This is a genomic window from Enterobacter sp. 302C9, from assembly GCF_034106085.1.
GTDB classification, from domain to species: domain Bacteria; phylum Pseudomonadota; class Gammaproteobacteria; order Enterobacterales; family Enterobacteriaceae; genus Enterobacter; species Enterobacter asburiae_B.
The window spans coordinates 108448-131223 of the sequence record NZ_JAWNBW010000004.1 but is presented as its reverse complement, the minus strand read 5'-3'; the positions used below and the strand labels follow the sequence as shown (position 1 = coordinate 131223).

19 protein-coding genes are annotated in these 22776 nt (G+C 56.5%); 11 read left to right on the top strand and 8 right to left on the bottom strand.

Features of this window, described 5'->3' with window-relative positions:
- Positions 1 to 10 precede the first annotated feature (10 nt).
- A complete protein-coding gene (gene dapA / locus UR289_RS10450) occupies positions 11 to 889 on the bottom strand; it encodes a 4-hydroxy-tetrahydrodipicolinate synthase (RefSeq protein ID WP_033146170.1) in 879 nt (292 codons plus the stop codon).
- Positions 890 to 1034: 145 nt separating this feature from the next.
- On the opposite strand from dapA, the gene UR289_RS10445 reads away from it, so the two are divergent.
- Together UR289_RS10445 and bcp are read left to right on the top strand one after the other, a co-directional pair.
- Positions 1035 to 1604 (top strand): glycine cleavage system transcriptional repressor, encoded by a 570-nt coding sequence (locus UR289_RS10445; protein WP_045888584.1) that lies wholly within the window; start codon positions 1035 to 1037, stop codon positions 1602 to 1604.
- Complete coding sequence (gene bcp / locus UR289_RS10440) at positions 1604 to 2074, top strand: thioredoxin-dependent thiol peroxidase (protein ID WP_032659360.1); 471 nt, start codon at positions 1604 to 1606, stop codon at positions 2072 to 2074. The genes UR289_RS10445 and bcp overlap by 1 nt, the downstream gene beginning before the upstream one ends.
- 96 nt (positions 2075 to 2170) lie before the next feature.
- On the opposite strand, the gene UR289_RS10435 is transcribed toward bcp, so the two are convergent.
- The gene (locus tag UR289_RS10435) at positions 2171 to 3235 is read right to left on the bottom strand and encodes an AI-2E family transporter (RefSeq protein WP_033146172.1); all 1065 of its coding nucleotides are present in this window, start codon (positions 3233 to 3235) and stop codon (positions 2171 to 2173) included.
- A gap of 221 nt (positions 3236 to 3456) precedes the next feature.
- On the opposite strand from UR289_RS10435, the gene bepA reads away from it, so the two are divergent.
- Both bepA and arsC read left to right on the top strand, forming a co-directional pair.
- Positions 3457 to 4920, top strand: coding sequence for a beta-barrel assembly-enhancing protease (bepA, locus tag UR289_RS10430; protein WP_320710011.1), 1464 nt, complete (start codon positions 3457 to 3459; stop codon positions 4918 to 4920).
- A gap of 18 nt (positions 4921 to 4938) precedes the next feature.
- Positions 4939 to 5295, top strand: a complete 357-nt coding sequence (arsC, locus tag UR289_RS10425) for an arsenate reductase (glutaredoxin) (protein ID WP_023308762.1) — start codon at positions 4939 to 4941, stop codon at positions 5293 to 5295.
- Here the strand turns inward: arsC and UR289_RS10420 are convergent.
- Complete coding sequence (locus UR289_RS10420) at positions 5292 to 6116, bottom strand: helix-turn-helix domain-containing protein (protein ID WP_087823086.1); 825 nt, start codon at positions 6114 to 6116, stop codon at positions 5292 to 5294. The genes arsC and UR289_RS10420 overlap by 4 nt on opposite strands.
- Before the next feature lie 146 nt (positions 6117 to 6262).
- Here UR289_RS10420 and celB point away from each other — a divergent pair, with 146 nt between their 5' ends.
- From celB to UR289_RS10405, 3 genes are read left to right on the top strand one after another with little or no spacing between them, the layout of a single operon-like run.
- Complete coding sequence (gene celB / locus UR289_RS10415) at positions 6263 to 7582, top strand: PTS cellobiose transporter subunit IIC (RefSeq protein WP_320710009.1); 1320 nt, start codon at positions 6263 to 6265, stop codon at positions 7580 to 7582.
- A gap of 3 nt (positions 7583 to 7585) precedes the next feature.
- Positions 7586 to 8542 (top strand): N(4)-(beta-N-acetylglucosaminyl)-L-asparaginase, encoded by a 957-nt coding sequence (locus UR289_RS10410; protein WP_064673738.1) that lies wholly within the window; start codon positions 7586 to 7588, stop codon positions 8540 to 8542.
- Complete coding sequence (locus UR289_RS10405; RefSeq protein WP_320710147.1) at positions 8542 to 9963, top strand: leucyl aminopeptidase family protein; 1422 nt, start codon at positions 8542 to 8544, stop codon at positions 9961 to 9963. The genes UR289_RS10410 and UR289_RS10405 overlap by 1 nt, the downstream gene beginning before the upstream one ends.
- 88 nt (positions 9964 to 10051) lie before the next feature.
- Here the strand turns inward: UR289_RS10405 and UR289_RS10400 are convergent, their stop codons facing one another.
- The 4 genes from UR289_RS10400 to UR289_RS10385 form a co-directional block, all read right to left on the bottom strand.
- Entirely contained in the window at positions 10052 to 10753 is a 702-nt protein-coding gene (locus tag UR289_RS10400) for a DnaA inactivator Hda (protein ID WP_211438414.1), read from the bottom strand.
- 96 nt (positions 10754 to 10849) lie between these two features.
- Positions 10850 to 12139, bottom strand: coding sequence for a uracil permease (gene uraA, locus UR289_RS10395; RefSeq protein ID WP_023308768.1), 1290 nt, complete (start codon positions 12137 to 12139; stop codon positions 10850 to 10852).
- Positions 12140 to 12222: 83 nt separating this feature from the next.
- Positions 12223 to 12849 carry a uracil phosphoribosyltransferase gene (gene upp, locus UR289_RS10390; protein ID WP_023308769.1) on the bottom strand — a complete coding sequence of 209 codons (627 nt, stop codon included), beginning with the start codon at positions 12847 to 12849 and terminating at the stop codon, positions 12223 to 12225.
- A 226-nt stretch (positions 12850 to 13075) separates the two neighbouring features.
- On the bottom strand, positions 13076 to 14506 hold the full coding sequence (locus UR289_RS10385; protein ID WP_320710005.1) for a 6-phospho-beta-glucosidase: 1431 nt from the start codon (positions 14504 to 14506) through the stop codon (positions 13076 to 13078).
- Between the two features lie 266 nt (positions 14507 to 14772).
- On the opposite strand from UR289_RS10385, the gene purM reads away from it, so the two are divergent.
- The 4 genes from purM to ppx all read left to right on the top strand — a co-directional run bounded on the left by purM (position 14773) and on the right by ppx (position 20258).
- Positions 14773 to 15810 (top strand): phosphoribosylformylglycinamidine cyclo-ligase, encoded by a 1038-nt coding sequence (gene purM / locus UR289_RS10380; RefSeq protein WP_008501643.1) that lies wholly within the window; start codon positions 14773 to 14775, stop codon positions 15808 to 15810.
- A complete protein-coding gene (gene purN / locus UR289_RS10375) occupies positions 15807 to 16448 on the top strand; it encodes a phosphoribosylglycinamide formyltransferase (RefSeq protein ID WP_196354959.1) in 642 nt (213 codons plus the stop codon). Before purM ends, purN begins: the two co-directional genes overlap by 4 nt.
- Before the next feature lie 207 nt (positions 16449 to 16655).
- Positions 16656 to 18716 (top strand): polyphosphate kinase 1, encoded by a 2061-nt coding sequence (gene ppk1, locus UR289_RS10370; protein ID WP_033146179.1) that lies wholly within the window; start codon positions 16656 to 16658, stop codon positions 18714 to 18716.
- Positions 18717 to 18719: 3 nt separating this feature from the next.
- Positions 18720 to 20258 (top strand): exopolyphosphatase, encoded by a 1539-nt coding sequence (gene ppx, locus UR289_RS10365; protein WP_023308773.1) that lies wholly within the window; start codon positions 18720 to 18722, stop codon positions 20256 to 20258.
- Positions 20259 to 20262: 4 nt separating this feature from the next.
- Here the strand turns inward: ppx and UR289_RS10360 are convergent, their stop codons facing one another.
- Positions 20263 to 22503: an EAL domain-containing protein gene (locus UR289_RS10360; protein ID WP_320710002.1), complete on the bottom strand. Its 2241-nt coding sequence runs from the start codon at positions 22501 to 22503 to the stop codon at positions 20263 to 20265.
- Positions 22504 to 22776: the final 273 nt, after the last annotated feature.

The window sequence follows — 22776 nt, the reverse complement described above, 5'->3', positions numbered from 1 at the left end:
TCCCTAAACTCTACAGCAAACCGGCATGCTTCAGCGCCGCCCTGACGATGTCACGACCGTGGTCGGTAATCGGTGTCATTGGCAGACGCAGCGTATCGGTTGCTACAAGCCCCAACTCCTTACATGCCCATTTCACTGGGATCGGATTGGGTTCGACAAATAATTTATTGTGCAGCGGCATCAGACGCTGATTAATGACGCGCGCTTCATCAAAGTGACCGGCTGCGGCCAGTTTGCACATTTCAGCCATATCGCGCGCCGCAACGTTTGACGTTACGGAGATCACGCCATGACCACCGAGCTGCATAAAGTCCAGCGCGGTCGCATCATCACCACTCAACAGGATAAAGTCGTCTGAAACCAGCTCTTTGATCTGATGAACGCGGCTTAAGTTCCCTGTCGCCTCTTTAATACCGATAATATTTTTTACTTCCGAGAGACGACCAACGGTTTCCGGCAGCATATCGCAACCGGTACGGGACGGCACATTATACAGAATTTGTGGCAAGTCAGTATGTTCAGCGATGGCTTTGAAGTGCTGGAACAAACCTTCCTGAGTAGGACGGTTGTAATAAGGGGTCACCGTCAGACAGCCCACGATGCCGCTGTCGTTAAAACGTTTGGTCAGGCTGATAGCTTCTGCGGTTGCATTAGCCCCTGTCCCCGCGATGACCGGAATACGTCCGTCCGCCAGTTCCAGGGTCAGCATCACCACATCGCCGTGCTCGTCGTGGCTCAGCGTTGCGGATTCACCGGTAGTCCCTACCGAAACGATCGCCGAGGTTCCGTTGGCGACATGGTAATCAATGAGCTTCTTCATGCTTGACCGGCAGACATTACCTTTTTCATCCATCGGTGTAACAAGCGCGACAATACTTCCCGTGAACATGAGCCATCCTCTGTGCGAACAAGAGCCTCAATGTTACGTTTGGAACTGTAATAAAAGCAAGCGACCTGAGGCTCGCAGGCGGTTGTATGCATGTTTTTTTTATGCTTTCCTTAGGAAGACTTAACCATGCAAAGGAAGAACAGGTTTGACAACCTCATCACAACATTACCTGGTTATCACTGCGCTGGGTGCCGACAGGCCGGGTATCGTGAACACCATCACCCGTCACGTAAGCAGCTGCGGCTGTAATATCGAAGACAGCCGTCTGGCGATGCTTGGCGAAGAGTTCACATTTATTATGTTGCTTTCCGGGACATGGAACGCCATTACGTTGATTGAATCGACCCTGCCGCTGAAGGGGGCCGAACTGGATTTGCTGATTGTCATGAAGCGCACCACTGCACGTCCGCGTCCGGCACTGCCTTCTACCGTCTGGGTACAGGTTGAAGTGCCTGATTCACCCCATCTGATTGAGCGTTTCACCGCGCTTTTTGACAATCATCAGATGAATATTGCCGAACTGGTTTCCCGTACGCAGACAAGCGATGACCAGGGTCTTCCGGTGCTGTTTATTCAAATTACCGCGCACAGCCCTGCCTCACAGGATGCGTCAAATATCGAGCAAGCGTTCAAAGCCCTCTGTACAGAATTAAACGCGCAGGGCAGTATAAGCGTCGTCAATTATTCGCAGCACGAACAGGATGGAGTTGAGTAATGAACCCACTGAAAGCCGGTGACATCGCACCGAAATTTAGCTTACCGGATCAAGACGGCGAGCAAGTAAATTTGACCGACTTCCAGGGACAGCGTGTTCTGGTCTATTTCTACCCGAAAGCCATGACCCCCGGCTGCACCGTACAGGCCTGCGGCTTACGCGACAACATGGACGAGTTGAAAAAAGTCGGTGTGGAAGTGCTGGGTATCAGCACGGATAAACCAGAAAAGCTGTCACGATTTGCTGAAAAAGAGCTGCTGAACTTCACGCTGCTTTCTGATGAAGATCATCAGGTGTGCGAGCAGTTCGGCGTCTGGGGCGAGAAGACGTTTATGGGTAAAACTTACGACGGCATTCACCGCATCAGCTTCCTGATTGACGCTGACGGTAAAGTTGAACATGTGTTTGACGACTTTAAAACCAGCAACCACCACGACGTGGTGTTGAACTGGCTGAAAGCAAGCGCCTGATAAACAGCAAAACGGCAACCCAGGTTGCCGTTTTTAGTGTTTTCCCCTTCTCCCCGTGGGAGAGGAGCGGAGTGAGGGCATCAGGCCGCACAAAAACTACTTCTCTTCCACCGCCGGCACATCCGGCCACGCGTGGACCACGGCCTTAATCAGCGTCGCCAGCGGAATCGCAAAGAACACGCCCCAGAATCCCCACAGCCCGCCGAAAATCACCACGGACAAGATAATCACCAGCGGATGCAGGTTCACCGCTTCGGAGAACAGCACCGGTACCAGCAGGTTACCGTCCAGGCCCTGAATAATCAGGTACACCGCAAAGCAGCTCCAGAACTCTGTCCCCAGCCCAAACTGGAACAGCGCGACCCCAACAACCGGAATGGTCACCACAAACGCGCCGATATACGGAATCAGGACCGACAGCCCCACCAGCACCGCCAGCAGCAGCGAGTAGTTCAGGCCGAAAATCAGAAAGCCAATCCAGGTGGCTACCCCCACGACAATCATCTCCAGCACCTTGCCGCGAATGTAGTTTGTGATCTGCTGGTTCATCTCTTCCCAGACCTGCCCTGCCAGCCCGCGGTTGCGCGGCAGAATACGGCGCACGGCGTTGAGCATCTGGTCTTTATCTTTCACCAGGAAGAAAACCATCAGCGGCACGAGCACAAGGTAAACCGCCAGCGTCAGCAGTCCAACCAGCGAGGCCAGAGAGTACTTCACCACCGAATCGCCCATCGTCATGATGCGTGCGCGCATATTTTCGGCCATCGCGTCAATAATCCCGGCATCCATCAGGGCCGGGTAACGGCGCGGCAGCGTGGCGGCAAAATCAGACAGCTTGTTCAACATGCCGGGCATGTCGCGGATCAGGTTAATTCCCTGCTGCCAGGCGACCGGCATCACCACAAAGGCCATTAGCAGCAGGATGCCGACAAACAGCACCAGCACGATGCTGGTCGCCCAGCGGCGGGAACAGCCGATGTGTTCCAGGCGCGCCGTCGGCCACTCCAGCAGGTATGCCAGCACAATCGCAACCAGCAGTGGCGCGAGCAGGCCGCTGAAGAAGAACAGAATACCGAACCCGGCAACCAGAATAACCAACAAAGCAATGGCTTCCGGGTCGCTGAACCGACGCCGGTACCACTGCATTAACATTTCGAGCATACAACCCTTCCCTGAATCGAATGGCGGGAGTGAGACGGTGAATTGTATCTAACTGTCACAAAAAAGACTTTCGCTTTTTGTATCCCGATCGCAATCCGCAAAAGCCTGATGAATGGGATTTTCTTCATGCTGTAACACGGCTACACTCGCAGAGCAGCAGAGATGAACGTTATGCCGGTTCATCGGTCAAATTAGCACATCCAACATACAGGAAAGTGGTTATGTTCAGGCAGTTGAGAAAAACACTGGTTGCAACACTGATTGCCGCGGTGACGGTCGGTCAGGTGTTGCCCGCTTTTGCTGACTCGTCCGATTCATTGCCGGACATGGGCACCACAGCAGGAAGCACGCTCTCTATTGGGCAAGAGATGCAAATGGGGGATTACTATGTTCGCCAGCTGCGCGGTAGCGCCCCGCTGATCAACGATCCTTTGCTGGTACAGTACATTAACGGGCTGGGGATGCGTCTGGTTTCGCACGCCGACTCGGTAAAAACGCCCTTCCATTTCTATTTAATCAATAATGACGAAATCAACGCCTTCGCCTTCTTTGGCGGAAACGTGGTGCTGCATTCGGCGTTATTCCGTTATTCCGACAACGAAAGCCAGCTGGCCTCGGTAATGGCGCACGAAATTTCGCACGTCACCCAGCGTCACCTGGCGCGCGCCATGGAAGACCAGAAACGTAACGCCCCCCTCACCTGGGTGGGCGCGCTGGGCTCCATTCTGCTGGCGATGGCCAGCCCGCAGGCCGGGATGGCGGCCCTGACCGGTACGCTGGCGGGAACGCGCCAGGGGATGATCAGCTTTACCCAGCAAAACGAACAGGAAGCGGACCGCATCGGGATTCAGGTGCTGCAGCGTTCGGGCTTTGACCCGCAGGCCATGCCGAGCTTCCTCGAAAAACTGCTCGATCAGGCGCGTTACTCTTCCCGTCCGCCGGAAATTCTGCTGACCCACCCGCTGCCGGAAAGTCGCCTGTCGGACGCGCGTAACCGTGCCAACCAGATGCGTCCGGTGGTGGTCCAGTCTTCGCAGGATTTCTACATGGCGAAGGTGAGAACGCTTGGGATGTACAACTCCGGGCGTAACCAGCTCACCAGCGATCTGCTGGATACCCTGGCGAAAGGCAACGTGCGTGAGAAAAACGCCGCGCACTATGGTCAGGCGCTCCAGGCGATGGAAGCCAGCAAATACGACGAGGCGCGCAAAGCGCTGCAACCGCTTCTGGCTGCAGACCCGAACAACCCGTGGTACCTCGATCTGTCGACGGATATCGATCTGGGCCAGAAGAAAACGGCCGATGCGATCAACCGTCTGAAGGGGGCGAAAGACGTCCGTACCAACCCGGTGCTGCAGCTTAACCTGGCGAACGCTTACTTACAGGGCGGTCAGCCTGGCGAAGCGGCGACCATTCTGAACCGCTATACCTTTAACAATAAAGACGATCAAAACGGCTGGGATCTGCTCGCTCAGGCGGAAGCCCAGCTCGGCAACCGCGATCAGGAGCTGGCGGCGCGTGCCGAAGGTTTTGCCCTGGTGGGCCGCCTCGATCAGGCGATTTCCACGCTCAGCAGCGCCAGCGCGCAGGTCAAACTCGGCAGCCTCCAGCAGGCCCGTTACGACGCGCGTATCGATCAGCTGCGCGGCCTGCAGCAGCGCTTTAAGCCGTACGAGAAGATGTAATAAAGGAGAATTCACGTCATGACAGACGCCGTAAAAATTTATCACAACCCTCGCTGCTCCAAGAGCCGCGATACCCTGAGCCTGCTGAAGTCTAACGGCGTTGAGCCGGAAGTCGTGCTGTACCTCGACACCCCACCTGACGCGCAAACCCTCCGCCAGCTGCTGCACATGCTGGGAATGGGCAGTGCAAGAGAGCTGATGCGTCAGAAAGAAGATCTGTATAAGTCGCTTAACCTGGATGACAGCCGTCTCACCGAGGCTGAGCTGATCCAGGCGATGGTTGAAAATCCAAAGCTGATTGAGCGCCCGATAGTGGTGGCGAACGGCCAGGCGCGCATTGGACGCCCGCCGGAAGACGTGCTCGAGATCCTCTAGTCCTTATGCCGCAGCGCTTCCAGAAAGGCCTGCGGCGTACTCTCTCCCAGCTTTTTCTGCGCTTTTCCCCGGTTGTAAAATTCGCACAGCTGGATCAACAGCTCGCCTGCCGGTTCACTGTTCAGACGTGGGATGATTTCACATAGCGGTAGATCAACCTGAACGGCGCGGTATTGCTGTGGATGCGCTGTCACGGTGATATTACGCTCCTCAAGCTTCACCTCGAAACCAAAAGTCTCAACAGATTGAATATCAGCCGGACAGGCTTCCAGAGCGTCATTCGTCCAGTGGGCCAGCAGCTGCGGAGAAATGCCCGCGTACAGCCGGGCGTAGCACCAGCCGCTCACGGGTTCACGCGCCCACAGCAGATGCTGTTCCCCGCCATCGTCCATATGCAGCGACAGAGGCTGATGATGTAACAGGAGTTTTTGCGGCACGATACCAGCCTTCAGCGCCTTTTTTCCCTGCAACGTCGCGCCCTTCTGCTTTATCGAAGCCGGTTTGAGGTAGCGGTTCAGGGTCGCGCGGGACACGGCGATCCCGAGTTCGCTATTGACCATCTGCAGCAGTTCGTCCAGCGGGGCGCCAGTGATATCCCGCAGGGCATTGACCAGCGCAACCTGCTCCTGTCTCAATGCTTTGTGTATCACTTTTGGCGTCGTGTGATTATCCGAAACCTGCTCGCGGTTGCGCCAGCGCCTGACGGTAGTGACCGAAATACCCAGCTCGGTAGCCAGCTCCCTGTCGCTTTTATCTGACTGCTGTAGATAGCGACGGATGCGCGGCGTCGTGGTGGCATTAGCATGCAGTTTAATTTCCATCGCAGAATCCTCGGAACTAATCTTATGAGATTTATATTACACCAGCGATTGCTTTGTGACCGATTTCACCTTTCGCTCGCCGCGCTTCACTGATAATCCCCAGACATAACACAAACAACACCCCTCAATCTTGTACGGAGTTCACAATGAACAATGTTCTGGGATTTCTCGAAGCAAAACTGATGCCGCTGGCGGCCAAAACGGCCCAGCAGCGTCATCTCGGGGCCATTCGCGGCGCCTACGTCTCCTTCATGCCGTTTATCATCGTCGGCTCTATTCTGCTGGTGATCTCGTCGTTCCCGAATCAAGCCTATCAGCAGTTTATGTCTCAGGCCTTTGGTGAGAGCTGGAGCGCCATTATCGAAATCCCGTTCAACGCGGTGTTCTCCACCATGTCGCTGTTCATCAGCTTCCTGGTCGCCTTCCGCCTGGCGGAACACTACGGTGAAGACCGCATCTCCTGCGGTATCCTGGCGCTGGTCGCCTTTCTCATCCTGACGCCCTTTATCAAAGTGGCGGAAAACGGCGGTATTACCGTCATTCCGGTGGAGTGGATTGGCAGCAAAGGGCTGTTCGTGGCGATGATCGGTTCCCTGCTGTGGACGGAACTGTTCTGCTGGCTCAAGCGCAAAAAACTGGTGATCAAAATGCCGGACGGCGTGCCTCCGGCGGTGCAGGAGTCGTTCGCCGCGCTGATCCCGGCCCTGCTGGTGATGATTCTGGTGCTGGGTATCCGCATCGTGTTTGAAAACACCCACTACAACACCATCCACCAGTTTATTTACGAAGTGGTTGCCACGCCGGTGCGCCACTACGGCACCTCTTACTTTGGCGCGCTGATGACGGTGTTCAGCATCACCATTCTGTGGTCAGTGGGCATTAACTCCGGCTCGATGATCAACGGCATCATTCGCCCGCTGTGGATGGAGAACCAGACCGACAACATCGCCGCGATTCAGGCAGGCACGACGCCGCCGCACATTATCACCGAACAGTTTTTTGACATGATCTGGATGGGCGGCGCGGGGGCCACGCTGTCGCTGGTGATTGCGATGCTGATTTTCGCCCGCAGCAAAAACATGCGTGAAGTGGCGCGCCTCGGCGCCGGGGCATCGGTGTTTAACATCAACGAACCGATCCTGTTTGGCCTGCCGGTGATCATGAACCCGATCATGCTTATCCCGTTCAACCTGGTGCCGCTGGTGCTGGTCACCGTGCAGTATGTAGCGATGAAGATTGGCGCGGTTGCCGTCACCACCGGGGTGTTTATTCCCTGGACGCTGCCGCCCGTTATCAGTGGCTTTATCGTTACCGGACACCTGAGCGGCAGCGTGATGCAGCTTATCAACCTGCTGATTGGCGCCATGCTGTACCTGCCTTTTATGCGTATCGTGGACAAACAGTACCGCGCGGCGGAAATGTCCACCGTTACGCAAACCGACACTACCCTTGCAAAACAGGAGTAAAGCATGTGGGGAATTATCGCGACCTGGAGAATGGCGCTTGAAGGCGTTACGGAGTCTGCGTCTGCGCTGGCTGCGGGTAAACCGGTCTTTGCAGCGGTTGTGGATGCCGTCGCCGCCGTCGAAGACTTTCCGTTTTATAAATCCGTCGGCTACGGCGGGCTGCCCACCGAAAATGGCGAAGTGGAGCTGGACGCCGCCTACATGGACGGCGATACGCTGGCGTTTGGTGCCGTGGGCAACCTGGTGGATATCGCCAACCCGGTGCGCGTGGCGCATGCGTTAAGCCGCCAGCGCTACAACAGCCTGCTGGTCGGCCAGGGCGCGCGGGAATGGGCGCTGAGCCAGGGCTTTGCCGACAAAACTATGCTCACTGACCGCGCCATGCAGCACTACCGCAAACGCTGCCGCGAAACGCTGGATAAGGGCTTAAGCCCTTACGACGGGCATGACACCGTCGGCATTATCGGCCTTGATAAACAAGGGTCAATGAGCGTCGCCACCTCCACCAGCGGCCTGTTCATGAAAAAACGCGGTCGACTCGGGGATTCACCCATTATTGGTTCCGGCTTTTACTGCGACAGTGAAACCGGCGCGGCCACCGCAACGGGCGTCGGTGAAGATCTGATGAAAGGCTGCACCAGCTACGAAATTGTCCGCCGCATGGCGCAGGGTATGACGCCCCAGCAGGCGGCGGATTCGGTGGTGTTCGAGCTGGAAGATAAGCTGATGTCGCGCTTTGGCCGCGCGGGCGATCTTTCCGTGGTGTGCATGAACAACAGGGGCGAATTCGGGGCCGCCACCAACATCAAAACCTTCTCGTTTGTGGTGGCGACGGCTCGCCAGCCCCTCACCGTTTTTCGTACCGAACGCCTGCGGGAGAAAACGCATTATTACGCCGTAGACGATGAATGGATGCAGGCCTACGCCGCGCGGATCCGCGCGCCGATTGAGGAGTCATGATGATTACGTATCAGTTTATCACCGCGCTTTCTGACGCGGCTCCGCAAAGCCATTTGATTGCGTCCGCCTCCTGTACGCATTTGCCCGAAACGGCGCTTGTCGCGGAAATGCGCGAGTCTGCCAGCATCGCTGACACCCGCTTTGGCTGCGCCCCGTTTGCCCGGATCACTCTGCTGCCGGATGCCCTCTGGCAGGATAGCCTGACCGAAGGATTGCTGACGGCGCTGCGCCCGCTGCTGGCCTCGCCCGTCAGCCCCGAGCTGATACTGGACGTTACCGATATCAACGATGTGGTGCAGGCGCAGGTGCTGCGTTTTCTCTTTAATCAGGCGCACAGGCTGAGCGACCTGAAGCTGAAGAAAACGGATGAATCGGCGGTGCGCCTTACGCACATCACCGCCCTCTGCCTGCCGGAACAGCAGGCAAAACTGGAGGGTGTCTTCCGCCAGCAGCAGGCCATCGCCCGCGGCATGGTCGCGGCGCGACGTCTGGCGGATATGCCGTCCGACCGCTGCACGCCGCAGTTTGTAGTGGAAGAGGCGCAAAGGCTCTGTGCCGCCTTCCCCGCTCTGCGCTGCGAAGTGCTGAACGAAAAGGCTATTGCTGAGCAGGGTCTGGGGCTGCTGCACGCCGTTGGCAAAGGGGCGACCTGTCCGCCGCGCCTGCTGGCGATCCATTATAACGGCGTCAACGACGGCCCGGTGCGCTGCTATGTGGGAAAAGGCATAACCTTCGATACCGGCGGCCTGTGGCTGAAGGAAGGCGCGGGCATGTACACCATGAAATACGACATGTGCGGTGCGGCTAACGTGCTGGGCCTGATGCTGACCGTCGCAGAGCTGGCGCTGCCCGTACGCATCATGGGCGTGCTGGCGCTGGCGGAAAACGCCATTGGCCCGGACGCCATGCAGCCCGGGACGGTGGCGACGGCCTGCAACGGCACCACGGTTGAAATCAACAACACCGATGCCGAAGGCCGGCTGGTGCTGGCGGACGCCATCGCCTGGGCCAGCCAGCGCCATCCGCAGGCGCGCTATATTATTGATATGGCGACCTTAACCGGTGCAGTCGTCAAAGCGCTGGGGTATGAGCTGAGCGGGCTGATGACGCAGGATGAACCGCTGCGCGCGGCGCTGACGCTGGCAGGTAAGCAGAGTGGCGATGAAGTGTGGTCCCTGCCGCTGGATGCGCGGCTGAAAAAACAGACCGACAGCGCCATTGCCGATCTGTGCAACACGCCGACCAACAATGCGGCAATCAGTGCGTCGGCGGCGTGGCTGCTGCACCACTTTTGCCCGCCGACCATTCCGTGGGCGCATCTGGATATTAGCGGTACGGCGCTGTGGCGAGAGAGCGGAAAGAGCGTGGCATCGGGAAGACCGATCCCGATGCTGGTGGAACACCTGATGGGAGATCTTTAGCCGGGTGGCGGCTACGCCTTACCCGGCCTACAAAGGGCGGCAGGTTTTCGTAGGCCTGGTAAGGCGCAGCCGCCACCGGGCAAAAAGCTCAAAGCTTGAGAATATCTTTCACAAACGGAATGGTCAGCTTGCGCTGGGCGGTAATAGAGGCGCGATCGAGCTGATCGAGCGTGTCAAACAGCGTGCGCATTTCGCGATCCAGTCGTTTAAGCAGGAAGCGCCCCACGTCCTCCGGCAGCTCAAACCCGCGCTGCTTTGCGCGCAGCTGTAAGGCCTGAAGCTTATCTTCATCCGACAGCGGCTGGAGCTTGTAGATTTGCCCCCAGTCCAGACGAGATGCCAGATCCGGCAGCCCCAGATTGAGCTGTCTCGGCGGACGATCGCCGGTGATCAGCAGCCGGGTTTTACCCGATTCCAGAATGCGGTTGTAGAGGTTAAAGATCGCCATTTCCCACGGCTCGTCCCCCGCCACGCATTCGATATTATCGATGCAGACCAGCGAGAGATGTTCCATTCCCTCCAGCACCTCAGGCACGAACCAGGTGCGTTTATCCAGCGGCACGTAGCCTACCGCATCACCGCGCGCCGAAAGCTCCGCGCAGGCGGCATGCAGCAGATGGCTGCGCCCCGCGCCTTCGCGTGACCAGATATAGATGTATCCGCTGTGATCCTGGCGCAGCACGTTTTGCAGTGCAGCCAGTAAAGAGGGGTTATCACCCGGCCAGAAACTCGCGAAAGTTTCGTCGTCAGGGAGATAGAGTGGCAGAGAGAGCTGTGCCGGTCCGTTCAGAAATACCTCAACCAGAGATCCTACGTAAAATCGGAATGGAGTTTAACACGGAACCTGCAAGGAGAGAACCGGGCGATCCCTCGCCCGGTAATACGATCAATGTGACGCTTTTTCGCTGTCGTCCGCGTCCAGAATTTCTTCTTCCGGGCGGATGACCGAGATCAGCTTGAAGATCAGGCTCAGGCCCACGCCGACGATGGTCGCCAGCGCCATGCCCTTCAGCTCGGCCGCACCGATGTGCACCTTCGCGCCGCTCACGCCGATGATCAGGATAACGGAGGTCAGGATCAGGTTTTGCGCCTTGCTGTAATCCACTTTGGATTCAATCAGCACGCGAATACCGGAGGCGCCGATCACGCCGTACAGCAGCAGAGAAACGCCGCCCATTACCGGCACCGGAATGATCTGAATCGCTGCCGCAAGTTTACCGACGCAGGAGAGCAGAATGGCGATAATCGCCGCGCCGCCGATAACCCAGGTACTGTAGACGCGGGTAATCGCCATCACGCCGATGTTCTCACCGTAGGTGGTGTTTGGCGTCGAACCGAAGAAACCGGAGATGATGGTGGAGAAACCGTTCGCAAACATGGAACGGTGCAGACCCGGGTCGCGGATTAAATCGCGCTTAACGATGTTCGCTGTCACCACCAGGTGGCCGACGTGCTCTGCAATCACCACCAGCGCCGCAGGCAGAATGGTGAAAATAGCAAACCATTCGAAGCGTGGCGTATAGAAGGTTGGCAGGGCGAACCAGTGGGCCTGTGCGATCGGGGTGGTGTCCACCACGCCCATCGCGAAGGAGAGCGCATAGCCCGCCAGCACGCCGATCAGGATCGGGATAATCGCCATGAAGCCGCGGAACAGCACGGAGCCAAACACCGTCACGCCCAGGGTTACCAGCGAGATGATAATGGTTTTGGAATCCGGTGACTGGCCGTCAGCAGGCAGCAGACCGGCCATATTCGCCGCGACGCCCGCCAGCTCAAGACCGATGACGGCAACGATGGCGCCCATCGCCGCAGGGGGGAACATCACGTCCAGCCAGCCGGTACCGGCTTTCTTCACAATGAAGGACACCACGCAGAACAGGACGCCACACATGATAAAGCCGCCCAGCGCGACTTCATAACCCAGCGGCAGCAGCAGCAACACCGGCGAGATAAAGGCGAAGCTCGACCCGAGATACGCCGGGATTTTGCCTTTACAGATAAAGAGGTACAGCAGCGTACCGATGCCGTTGAACAGCAGCACGGTGGCCGGGTTAATGTGGAACAGGATTGGCACCAGCACGGTTGCGCCAAACATGGCGAACAGGTGCTGCAAACTAAGCGGGATAGTCTGTAAAAGCGGCGGTCTTTCACTCACCCCGATAGCACGGCGCGTCATAGTGTTTTCCTCTGTGTAGTATTGTTGGTGTTTTATTCAAAAAAAAGCCGACTATCAAAGTCGGCTTATTTATCGTTATTCGATTATTTCGTACCAAAGATCTTATCGCCGGCATCGCCGAGCCCCGGGATGATGTACCCGTGCTCGTTCAGGCCCTGGTCGATAGAGGCGGTATACAGCTCAACGTCCGGGTGCGCTTTTTCCAGCGCCGCGATCCCTTCCGGAGCGGCAACCAGTACCAGCACCTTAATGCTGTTACAGCCCGCGTTTTTCAGCAGGTCGATGGTGGCGATCATAGAGCCACCGGTCGCGAGCATTGGGTCAACCACCAGCGCCATGCGCTCGTCGATGTTAGAGACCAGCTTCTGGAAGTAAGGAACCGGCTCAAGGGTTTCTTCGTTACGGTAGATCCCGACCACGCTGATACGCGCGCTTGGCACGTGCTCCAGCACGCCTTCCATCATGCCGAGACCGGCACGCAGAATTGGCACCACGGTAATTTTCTTACCTTTGATCTGCTCAACCTGCACCGGGCCGTTCCAGCCTTCGATGGTGACTTTTTCTGTTTCCAGATCAGAGGTCGCTTCGTAGGTCAGCAGGCTGCCGACTTCAGATGCCAGTTCGCGAAAACGCTTCGTGCTGATGTCATGCTCACGCATCAGGCCCAACTTGTGTTTAACGAGTGGGTGTTTCACTTCCACAATCTTCATTCTCTTTCTCCTCTGAGGTGGCGTCCGCAAAAAAATCGCGGGATTATACCGCTTTTTTCGGATTAGGCCATACCCATGTTGCTTGACGTATATCAAGCAAAGTGATTTAGAGACAAAAAAACCGGAGGCGAGACTCCGGCTTGGGTGCGGGGTTCTGCCCGGTGGCACTGCGCTTACGCGGCCTACGTGTAGTGTAGGTCGGGTAAGCGTTAGCGCCACCCGACAATTACAGGTTCTCGCCGTTGCTCGCAATCACCTGCTTATACCAGTCGAACGATTTTTTCTTACTGCGGTTCAGCGTGCCGTTTCCATCATTGTCTTTATCCACAAAGATAAAGCCGTAGCGTTTTTTCATTTCGCCCGTGCCGGCAGACACCAGGTCGATGCAGCCCCACGGGGTGTAGCCCATCAGATCCACGCCATCTTCCACCACCGCTTTTTTCATCTCGCGGATATGGGCGGCCAGATAATCAATACGGTACTGGTCGTTCACCGTGCCGTCGCTCTCCTGCACGTCGATCGCGCCAAAGCCGTTCTCAACGATAAACAGCGGCAGCTGGTAGTGATCCCAGAACCAGTTCAGGGAGTAGCGCAGCCCGACCGGGTCAATCTGCCAGCCCCAGTCGGATTTCTGCACGTACGGGTTAGAGACCAGGCTCTTGCTTTCGTCGTAATCCAGCTGCGGGTTGTCCGCCGTCGCTTTGGTGGCAAAGGACATATAGTAGCTGAACCCGATATAGTCCACGCAGCCCTGCTTCAGCGCGGCTTTATCTTCTTCGGTGATATCCAGCGCGAAGCCGCGACGTTCGAAGTAGTTGAGCAGGTGCTGCGGGTACCTGCCGCGCACGTGTACGTCGGTGAACCAGTAGCGGCGGTGCATGGCGTTCATCGCCATCATCATATCGTCCGGCGCGCAGGTCAGCGGGTAGATAGGACACATGGCAATCATGCAGCCAATCTGCAGCGACGGGTTAATCTCGCGCCCCGCCTTCACCGCCAGGGCGCTGGCCACGAGCTCGTAGTGCGCCGCCTGGAACATCACCGGCTCACGGTCTTCACCCGGCGCGTACTTCAGCCCGGAGTTCGTGAACGGCGCAAAGTCTTCGTGGAAGTTAGCCTGGTTGTTGATCTCGTTGAAGGTCATCCAGTACTTCACCTTATGCTGGTAGCGCTGGAACACCGCTTTTGCAAAACGAACGAAGAAGTCGATCAGCTTACGGTTGCGCCAGCCGCCGTATTCCGTAACCAGATGGAAAGGCATCTCGAAGTGAGACAGGGTGATAACCGGTTCGATGCCGTACTTCAGGCATTCGTCGAACAGATCGTCATAGAATTTCAGGCCAGCCTCGTTAGGCTCAAGCTCGTCACCTTTCGGGAAGATCCGCGTCCAGGCAATAGAGGTGCGGAAGCATTTGAACCCCATCCCGGCAAAGAGTCTGATGTCTTCTTTATAGCGGTGGTAGAAATCGATGGCTTCATGGTTAGGATAATTTTTCCCCTCCAGCACGCCGTTGGTGATTTCACGCGGCACGCCGTGCGCCCCCGCGGTCATCACATCGGCGACGCTCACGCCCTTGCCGCCCTCTTTCCAGCCGCCTTCCAGCTGGTGCGCCGCAACGGCCCCGCCCCACAGAAAATCTGCTTTAAATCCCGACATTCGCTTTCCCTCATTCTGCGTTATTTTCTGCAAAAACAATTACAGAAACCGGTTTCAGTTCGATGATGTGCAAAGGGAATAATCGTTGCAAGCAGTTCTCAGAAACCGGTTTCATTTTCGTGAACAGAGTCAAGTTTGGCTGCATTCACGAGGTACACAGAAAAAAAGATCCCCACGTCCAGAATAGGCTCGCAAACGTTTGCCTGGACTGTTAGAATTGCGCCGATTTTTCTTACTAGCTATGCAATCGCGTGGGGATTTAAGCCGTGACCAACAAAACTTCTCTCAGCTACAAAGATGCCGGTGTTGATATTGACGCAGGTAATGCGCTGGTTGACCGAATCAAAGGTGTGGTGAAAAAAACCCGCCGCCCGGAAGTGATGGGTGGTCTGGGTGGCTTCGGCGCACTGTGCGCGCTGCCGCAAAAATATCGTGAACCTGTTCTGGTCTCGGGTACTGACGGTGTAGGCACTAAACTGCGCCTGGCGATGGATTTAAAACGTCACGACACGATCGGTATCGATCTGGTCGCGATGTGCGTGAATGACCTGGTGGTACAGGGCGCAGAGCCGCTGTTCTTCCTCGATTACTACGCAACCGGCAAACTGGACGTGGATACCGCTGCCAGCGTGATTAACGGTATCGCCGAAGGCTGCCTGCAGTCCGGCTGTGCGCTGGTCGGTGGTGAAACCGCAGAAATGCCGGGCATGTATCACGGCGAAGATTATGACGTCGCGGGCTTCTGCGTCGGCGTAGTAGAAAAATCAGAAATTATCGACGGCAGCAAAGTGGCCGATGGCGATGTGCTGATCGCGCTCGCCTCCAGCGGCCCGCACTCCAACGGCTACTCCCTGGTGCGTAAAATCCTCGAAGTGAGCGGCTGTGATCCGCTGACCACCGAGCTGGACGGTAAACCGCTGGCCGACCATCTGCTGGCGCCGACCCGCATCTACGTGAAAAACGTGCTTGAGCTTATCGAGAACGTCGACGTTCACGCTATCGCTCACCTGACCGGCGGCGGCTTCTGGGAAAACATCCCGCGCGTCCTGCCGGATAACACCCAGGCGGTGATCGACGAATCCTCATGGCAGTGGCCGGCCGTGTTTAACTGGCTGCAGACCGCGGGCAACGTGAGCTCTCACGAAATGTACCGCACCTTTAACTGTGGCGTGGGCATGGTTATCGCCCTGCCGGCAAGCGAAGCGGATAAAGCGGTTAAGCTGCTGACTGAAAAAGGTGAAAACGCGTGGAAAATCGGTACGATTAAAGCTTCCGATTCCGAACAGCGTGTGGTCATTGAATGAAAAACATCGTGGTGCTCATTTCCGGCAACGGAAGCAATTTGCAGGCCATCATAGACGCCTGCAAGCAGAAGAAAATCAATGGCACCATTCGGGCAGTTTTCAGCAACAAGGCCGACGCGTTCGGCCTTGAGCGCGCGCGGGATGCGAACATTCCCGCGCACGCGCTGGAAGCCAGCCAGTTCGCCGGGCGTGAAGCCTTTGACCGCGAGCTGGTGCATGAGATTGATGCCTACGCGCCGGACGTGGTCGTGCTGGCGGGCTATATGCGTATTCTGAGCCCGGCCTTCGTCGAACACTTCGCCGGTCGTCTGCTGAATATCCACCCTTCCCTGCTGCCAAAATATCCCGGCCTGCATACCCATCGTCAGGTTCTGGAAAACGGCGATGAGGAGCACGGTACCTCCGTGCATTTCGTTACCGACGAGCTGGACGGCGGTCCGGTGATCCTGCAGGCGAAAGTTCCGGTCTTTGACGGCGACAGCGAAGAAGACGTGACCGAACGCGTGCAGACCCAGGAACACGCCATTTACCCGCTGGTGGTCAGCTGGTTTGTCGACGGGCGTCTCGAGATGCGCGACGGCGCAGCCTGGCTGGACGGCGTGAAGTTACCCCCGCAGGGTTATGCGGCGGAAGAGTAGTTTGTTACGTCGGGTGGCGCTGCTGCGCTTACCCGACCTGTTCATTGCATTACCCGATATTCCCTTCTCCAACCTTCTAAAATCCCCAACAAAAAAAATAACTGTCATACTTTTCTGGCACTGTTGGACATATCGTGGAAATGCTCGCCATAATAAGGGCGAGACGGATTTACCACGTCCTGTGATTGAACTGGAGTGTGAGCTGTAATGGGTCAGGAAAAGTTATATATCGAGAAAGAGCTAAGCTGGTTAGCATTTAACGAACGTGTACTCCAGGAAGCGGCAGACAAAAGTAACCCGCTGATCGAGCGCATGCGTTTTTTGGGCATTTATTCCAACAACCTGGATGAGTTCTACAAGGTTCGCTTTGCCGAGCTGAAAAGACGCATCATCATCAGCGAAGAACAGGGCTTAAACTCGCACTCGCGGCATCTGCTGGGCAAAATCCAGTCCCGCGTACTGAAAGCCGATCAGGAATTTGACGGCCTGTATAACGAACTGCTGCTGGAGATGGCGCGCAATCAAATCTTCCTGATTAACGAACGCCAGCTTTCCGTTAACCAACAAAACTGGCTGCGCCACTACTTCAAACACTATCTGCGCCAGCACATTACCCCGATTCTGATCAACCGCGAAACCGATCTGGTTCAGTTCCTGAAGGATGATTACACCTACCTGGCGGTGGAAATTATTCGCGGTGAGTCTATCCGTTACGCGCTGCTGGAGATCCCGTCCGACAAGGTGCCGCGCTTTGTGAACCTGCCGCCGGAAACCCCGCGCAGACGCAAGCCGATGATCCTGCTCGATAACATCCTGCGCTACTGCCTGGACGACATCTTCAAAGGCTTCTTCGATTACGATGCGTTAAACGCCTACTCGATGAAAATGACCCGTGACGCCGAATATGACCTGGTGCACGAGATGGAAGCCAGCCTGATGGAGCTGATGTCCTCCAGCCTGAAACAGCGCCTGACGGCCGAACCGGTACGTTTTGTTTATCAGCGCGATATGCCGGACGCCATGGTGGAAATGCTGCGCGAAAAGCTGACCATTTCGCGCTATGACTCCATCGTGCCGGGTGGCCGTTACCACAACTTTAAAGACTTTATTGGCTTCCCGAACGTCGGCAAAGCCAATCTTGTGAACAAGCCGCTGCCGCGCCTGCGCCATCTGTGGTTCGATAAATTCCGCAACGGATTCGACGCCATTCGCGAACGCGATGTGCTGCTCTACTATCCGTATCACACGTTTGAGCACGTGCTCGAACTGCTGCGTCAGGCCTCGTTCGATCCGAGCGTGCTGGCGATCAAAATCAACATCTACCGCGTGGCAAAAGATTCCCGCATCATCGACGCGATGATCCACGCGGCGCACAACGCCAAAAAGGTCACCGTGGTGGTTGAGCTGCAGGCGCGCTTCGACGAAGAGGCCAACATCCACTGGGCGCGCCGTCTGACGGAAGCCGGTGTGCACGTCATCTTCTCCGCGCCGGGGCTGAAAATTCACGCCAAGCTGTTCCTGATTTCCCGTAAAGAGGGCGACGATGTAGTGCGTTATGCCCACATCGGTACCGGGAACTTTAACGAGAAAACGGCGCGAATTTATACCGACTACTCGCTCTTAACCGCCGATGCCCGCATCACTAACGAAGTGCGCCGGGTCTTTAACTTTATCGAAAACCCGTATCGTCCGGTGAGCTTTGACTATCTGCTGGTCTCGCCGCAGAACTCGCGCCGCCTGCTGTACGATATGATCGACAAAGAGATCGCCAATGCCCAGAAAGGGCTGTCGTCCGGCATCACGCTGAAGCTTAACAACCTGGTCGACAAAGGGCTGGTGGACAGGCTGTATGCAGCGTCCAGCTCCGGCGTGCCGGTTAACCTGCTAATCCGCGGCATGTGCTCGCTGATCCCGGAACTGGAAGGCATCAGCGACAATATTCGCGTGATCAGCATCGTTGACCGTTACCTGGAACACGATCGGATCTATATTTTTGATAATGCGGGTGATAAACAGGTCTATCTCTCTTCGGCAGACTGGATGACGCGCAATATTGACTACCGTATTGAAGTCGCGGCACCGCTGCTGGATCCGCGTCTGAAGCAGCAGATCCTCGACATCATCGAGATTCTGTTCAGCGATACCGTGAAAGCACGCTATATCGACAAAGAACTCAGTAACCGCTATGTACCGCGCGGCAACCGCCGCAAAGTGCGGTCGCAACTGGCGATTTACGACTATATCAAATCACTCGAGCAACCCGATTAACCTATGCCGATAAATGATAAGACCCCACGCCCGCAGGAATTCGCCGCGGTCGACCTTGGCTCTAACAGTTTCCACATGGTCATCGCCCGTGAGGTGGATGGCGCGCTGCAGATCATCGGTCGTCTGAAGCAGCGCGTACACCTGGCGGATGGTCTTGATGAACGCAGCATGCTCAGCGAAGAGGCGATGGAGCGCGGGTTAAACTGCCTGTCGCTGTTTGCTGAACGCCTGCAGGGCTTCTCGCCCTCCAGCGTGTGCATCGTGGGTACCCACACCCTGCGCCAGGCCCTGAACGCCCCGGAGTTCCTCAAGCGGGCCGAAAAAGTGATCCCCTACCCGATTGAGATCATCTCCGGCAACGAGGAAGCGCGTCTGATTTTCATGGGCGTTGAGCACACCCAGCCGGAAAAAGGACGCAAGCTGGTTATCGATATCGGCGGTGGCTCAACGGAGCTGGTGATCGGCGAAGACTTTGAGCCGCGCCTGGTGGAAAGCCGCCGTATGGGCTGCGTCAGCTTCGCGCAGATGTATTTCCCGGGTGGCACCATCACCCGCGAGAACTTCCAGCGCGCGCGTATGGCGGCTGTCCAGAAGCTGGAAAACCTGGCCTGGCAGTACCGTATTCAGGGCTGGAACGTGGCGCTGGGCGCGTCGGGCACCATCAAGGCGGCGCATGAAGTGCTGCTGGCGATGGGTGAAAAAGACGGGTTTATCACGCCCGAACGCCTGACGTTGCTGACCGAAGAAGTGCTGAAGCATAAAAGTTTTGACGCCTTAAGCCTGCCGGGTCTTTCCGACGAGCGTAAAGCGGTATTCGTGCCGGGGCTGGCTATTCTCTGCGGCGTGTTTGATGCCCTCGCCATAAAAGAGCTGCGTCTGTCGGACGGCGCGCTGCGTGAAGGCGTGCTGTATGAGATGGAAGGCCGTTTCCGCCATCAGGATATTCGCAGCCGCACCGCGCAAAGCCTGGCCAACCAGTACAACATCGACCGTGAACAGGCGAAGCGCGTGCTGGACACCACGGTGCAGATGTACGAACAGTGGCAGGAGCAGAATCCGAAGCTTGCGCACCCGCAGCTTGCCGCGCTGTTGAAATGGGCCGCGATGCTGCACGAGGTGGGGCTGAACATCAACCACAGCGGGATGCACCGCCATTCGGCCTACATTCTGCAAAACAGCGATCTGCCTGGCTTCAACCAGGAGCAGCAAACCATGATGGCGACCCTGGTGCGTTATCACCGCAAGGCCATCAAGCTCGACGACCTGCCGCGCTTTACGCTGTTCAAGAAAAAACAGTTTCTGCCGCTTATTCAGCTGCTGCGTCTGGGCGTGCTGCTCAATAACCAGCGTCAGGCCACCACCACGCCGCCCACGCTGAAGCTTAAAACCGACGACCACCACTGGACGCTGAGCTTCCCGCACGACTGGTTCAGCCAGAACGCACTGGTCCTGCTGGACCTGGAAAAAGAGCAGCAGTACTGGGAAGCGGTCACCGGCTGGCTGCTCAAAATTGAAGAAGAGAGCGCCGACGTCGCCGCGTAACGGCTCAGGCGTCCGCGGTGGACGCCTCTGCTTCCAGCAGTGACTCAAGCGGTGCCGGCCTGCCAATCAGATAACCCTGCACATAATCGATGCCTAGCGCGTGAACCGCGCTACGTATCTCTTCGCTTTCGACATACTCCGCCACCACCAGCATCTTTTTCATGCGCGCCAGATGGCAGATAGACGCCACAATCTGATAATCCAGGCTGTTGTTGACGATATTGCGAATAAAGCTGCCGTCAATCTTGAGAATATCCGCGTCCACGCTTTTCAGCCGCGCATAGCTCGCATAGCCGGTGCCAAAATCATCAATTGCAATACGTACCCCCATTTTCTGCAGCTGCCGGAGGATGTGTAGCCCCTGCTCCGCGTTGCAAAAAGTGCTGCACTCCGTCACTTCAAAGATCAGCTGCCACGGCTCAATGGCGTATTTCGCCAGCAGGCGATTCACCTCAAGCGGAAACTGCACCCGACACACGGTCGACGGGGCAAGATTAATGGCAAAGCGCTGGCCGGGCAGTCTTTCGCGATGCGCGGCGAGAAAGCGCAGGGTGTGCTCGAGCACCCATAAATCTACCCGCGAGGAGAGACCAAACTCCTGCGCGACGGGCAGGAACTGGTCGGGGGAGATCAATAGCCCGTTTATATCCGGCATCCGGAGCAGGACTTCGTGATAGCAATCGCCACGCATGCCGCGAACGGGTTGAACCAGCAGGGTGAATTCGTCGTTATCAAGCGCCTTTTGCAGGCGGCTCATCATCGCGACTTTATCCTTCAGGTTGCGCTGCAAATGGACGGCCCCACGCTGCTGAAGGTTTTCCGGATGGTTGGAGGAGAGCGACAGGTCGGCAACCACGCCCAGCTCGCCCAGCACCAGATAAAGATGGTTAACCGGGGACCGGACATAGCAATAGCTCACGCCCACCTGCGGCTGCAGCGGCATGCCGTCCCAGACAAAGCGGAACTGCTTGATGTGCTCGTCCAGGGCTTCAATCCGCTGCTGGTGCGATTCCGCGTTGAGCCGTACCGCCAGGTCATACCCGGTCAGGTGATACACCAGCTCATTGGGCTGGAGAATGCCATTCACCCACTGCGCCAGCTGCTGCTTGTACTGAATCCTCAGCAACACGCCGTAATTTCGGCCCAGAATTTCCAGCTCCGGAATGCGCAGCAGGCAGAGCGCCGACCACGGGTTTTTCGCCAGATCGCGCGACAGCGCCCGCAGATTAGGCATATGGACGACCGGGTCGAGCAGCGCCAGCCTGCGGGAGCGTTTGTTCGCCGCGCGCTGCCGGGTCGCCAGCATCGACATATAAATCACCACGAAGGAGAAGACCAGGTAACTGGAAGAGGTGATCGCCAGCTGAATGTCATACCCCGGGTTCACCGGGATATAGCGGTAAAAATAGTGAATAGACACCAGCAGTATCGGCGTCCAGATAAGCGAAATCAGCTTATAGCCAAAACGCATCGCGCCCCAGAGCATCACCGGCATCAGCAGGGAAAGAGTGTAGTTGGTGGTGAAAATGGAGCTGTTCTCATTCATCGGAATCAGCAGCAGCGAAAGCAGCCCGCCAAGCGCGATAGCCCACACCAGCAACTCAACGACCGTCACCTTTTTGTCTATCTCGGAACGGATCTGCGAGAGAAGGCTTTTGATATAGCGCGGATGTCGAAGCAGGCGGATCAGCAGATAGCTCAGCGGCACGCCCGTTAGCCCGCTGACCAGCAGCGTCTGATAGTTGATGAGCGTGCGAATATTGAGGGGATTTAATCCCGCAAGGCTCTGACGGCTCTCATACACGCCTAAATACACCGCAAACTGGAACAGCACCAGCAATAGCGTCGCGGGGCAGAACGCCTGCCAGAAGATGCGCTGCGCCATCAGCCGCACGTCGCCGTATGCGGTCATATTCCGTCTGGGCGCAAACACCCGGTAGCCACCCCAGCTGAGCACTAAAGGGACGACAAAATGGAGGATCCCCGCGACGGTTTCAAACATACCGACCGACGGGTAATAGCGGATAAACAGCGACAATACGATCCCGGGCAGCGCTTCCAGACCAAAGAACATCATCAGCGAAAGCAAAAATGAGAGGGGTAAATAATAGAGTGCCGCAATGCCGTCGCCCAGCTGCGTGAACGTATTCGCAATGCTCAGCACGGGAAGTAAAACCACAGGCAAAATAAGCGGTAATGCCCACCAGCGGTTTTCATTTTTTTTCAGGAAAGCCAGAATGTTCATAGATGCCCGGTTAAACCCCTTTCGCTCCAGAGGGAAAATAAAGACAGGCATCCAACCTGACGTACGCGCCGCCCGGCAAGGTGAGGGGCGAACTGTATGGAGGAAGGATTTTAAATATCAGGGCCGGGAAGCCGTTGACTTAAATCAAGCTACTTTACGCAAATAACTTTTTGCGGCGTTTTTTTGAAATTATTTTCTTCATATTATCAATATGGTAAATGCATTAATTAATTTCAATAACATTAATCAATGTAAACATTGACGGTTATTTAC

What these genes read in the sequence shown, in the direction of transcription:
- uraA (WP_023308768.1), bottom strand. Translation starts at nt 12,139, where the DNA reads ATGACGCGCCGTGCTATCGGGGTGAGTGAAAGACCGCCGCTTTTACAG.
- upp (WP_023308769.1), bottom strand. Translation starts at nt 12,849, where the DNA reads ATGAAGATTGTGGAAGTGAAACACCCACTCGTTAAACACAAGTTGGGC.
- dapA (WP_033146170.1), bottom strand. Translation starts at nt 889, where the DNA reads ATGTTCACGGGAAGTATTGTCGCGCTTGTTACACCGATGGATGAAAAA.
- arsC (WP_023308762.1), top strand. Translation starts at nt 4,939, where the DNA reads ATGACAGACGCCGTAAAAATTTATCACAACCCTCGCTGCTCCAAGAGC.
- UR289_RS10385 (WP_320710005.1), bottom strand. Translation starts at nt 14,506, where the DNA reads ATGTCGGGATTTAAAGCAGATTTTCTGTGGGGCGGGGCCGTTGCGGCG.
- celB (WP_320710009.1), top strand. Translation starts at nt 6,263, where the DNA reads ATGAACAATGTTCTGGGATTTCTCGAAGCAAAACTGATGCCGCTGGCG.
- UR289_RS10435 (WP_033146172.1), bottom strand. Translation starts at nt 3,235, where the DNA reads ATGCTCGAAATGTTAATGCAGTGGTACCGGCGTCGGTTCAGCGACCCG.
- UR289_RS10410 (WP_064673738.1), top strand. Translation starts at nt 7,586, where the DNA reads ATGTGGGGAATTATCGCGACCTGGAGAATGGCGCTTGAAGGCGTTACG.
- ppk1 (WP_033146179.1), top strand. Translation starts at nt 16,656, where the DNA reads ATGGGTCAGGAAAAGTTATATATCGAGAAAGAGCTAAGCTGGTTAGCA.
- bepA (WP_320710011.1), top strand. Translation starts at nt 3,457, where the DNA reads ATGTTCAGGCAGTTGAGAAAAACACTGGTTGCAACACTGATTGCCGCG.
- UR289_RS10420 (WP_087823086.1), bottom strand. Translation starts at nt 6,116, where the DNA reads ATGGAAATTAAACTGCATGCTAATGCCACCACGACGCCGCGCATCCGT.
- bcp (WP_032659360.1), top strand. Translation starts at nt 1,604, where the DNA reads ATGAACCCACTGAAAGCCGGTGACATCGCACCGAAATTTAGCTTACCG.
- purN (WP_196354959.1), top strand. Translation starts at nt 15,807, where the DNA reads ATGAAAAACATCGTGGTGCTCATTTCCGGCAACGGAAGCAATTTGCAG.
- UR289_RS10360 (WP_320710002.1), bottom strand. Translation starts at nt 22,503, where the DNA reads ATGAACATTCTGGCTTTCCTGAAAAAAAATGAAAACCGCTGGTGGGCA.
- ppx (WP_023308773.1), top strand. Translation starts at nt 18,720, where the DNA reads ATGCCGATAAATGATAAGACCCCACGCCCGCAGGAATTCGCCGCGGTC.
- UR289_RS10405 (WP_320710147.1), top strand. Translation starts at nt 8,542, where the DNA reads ATGATTACGTATCAGTTTATCACCGCGCTTTCTGACGCGGCTCCGCAA.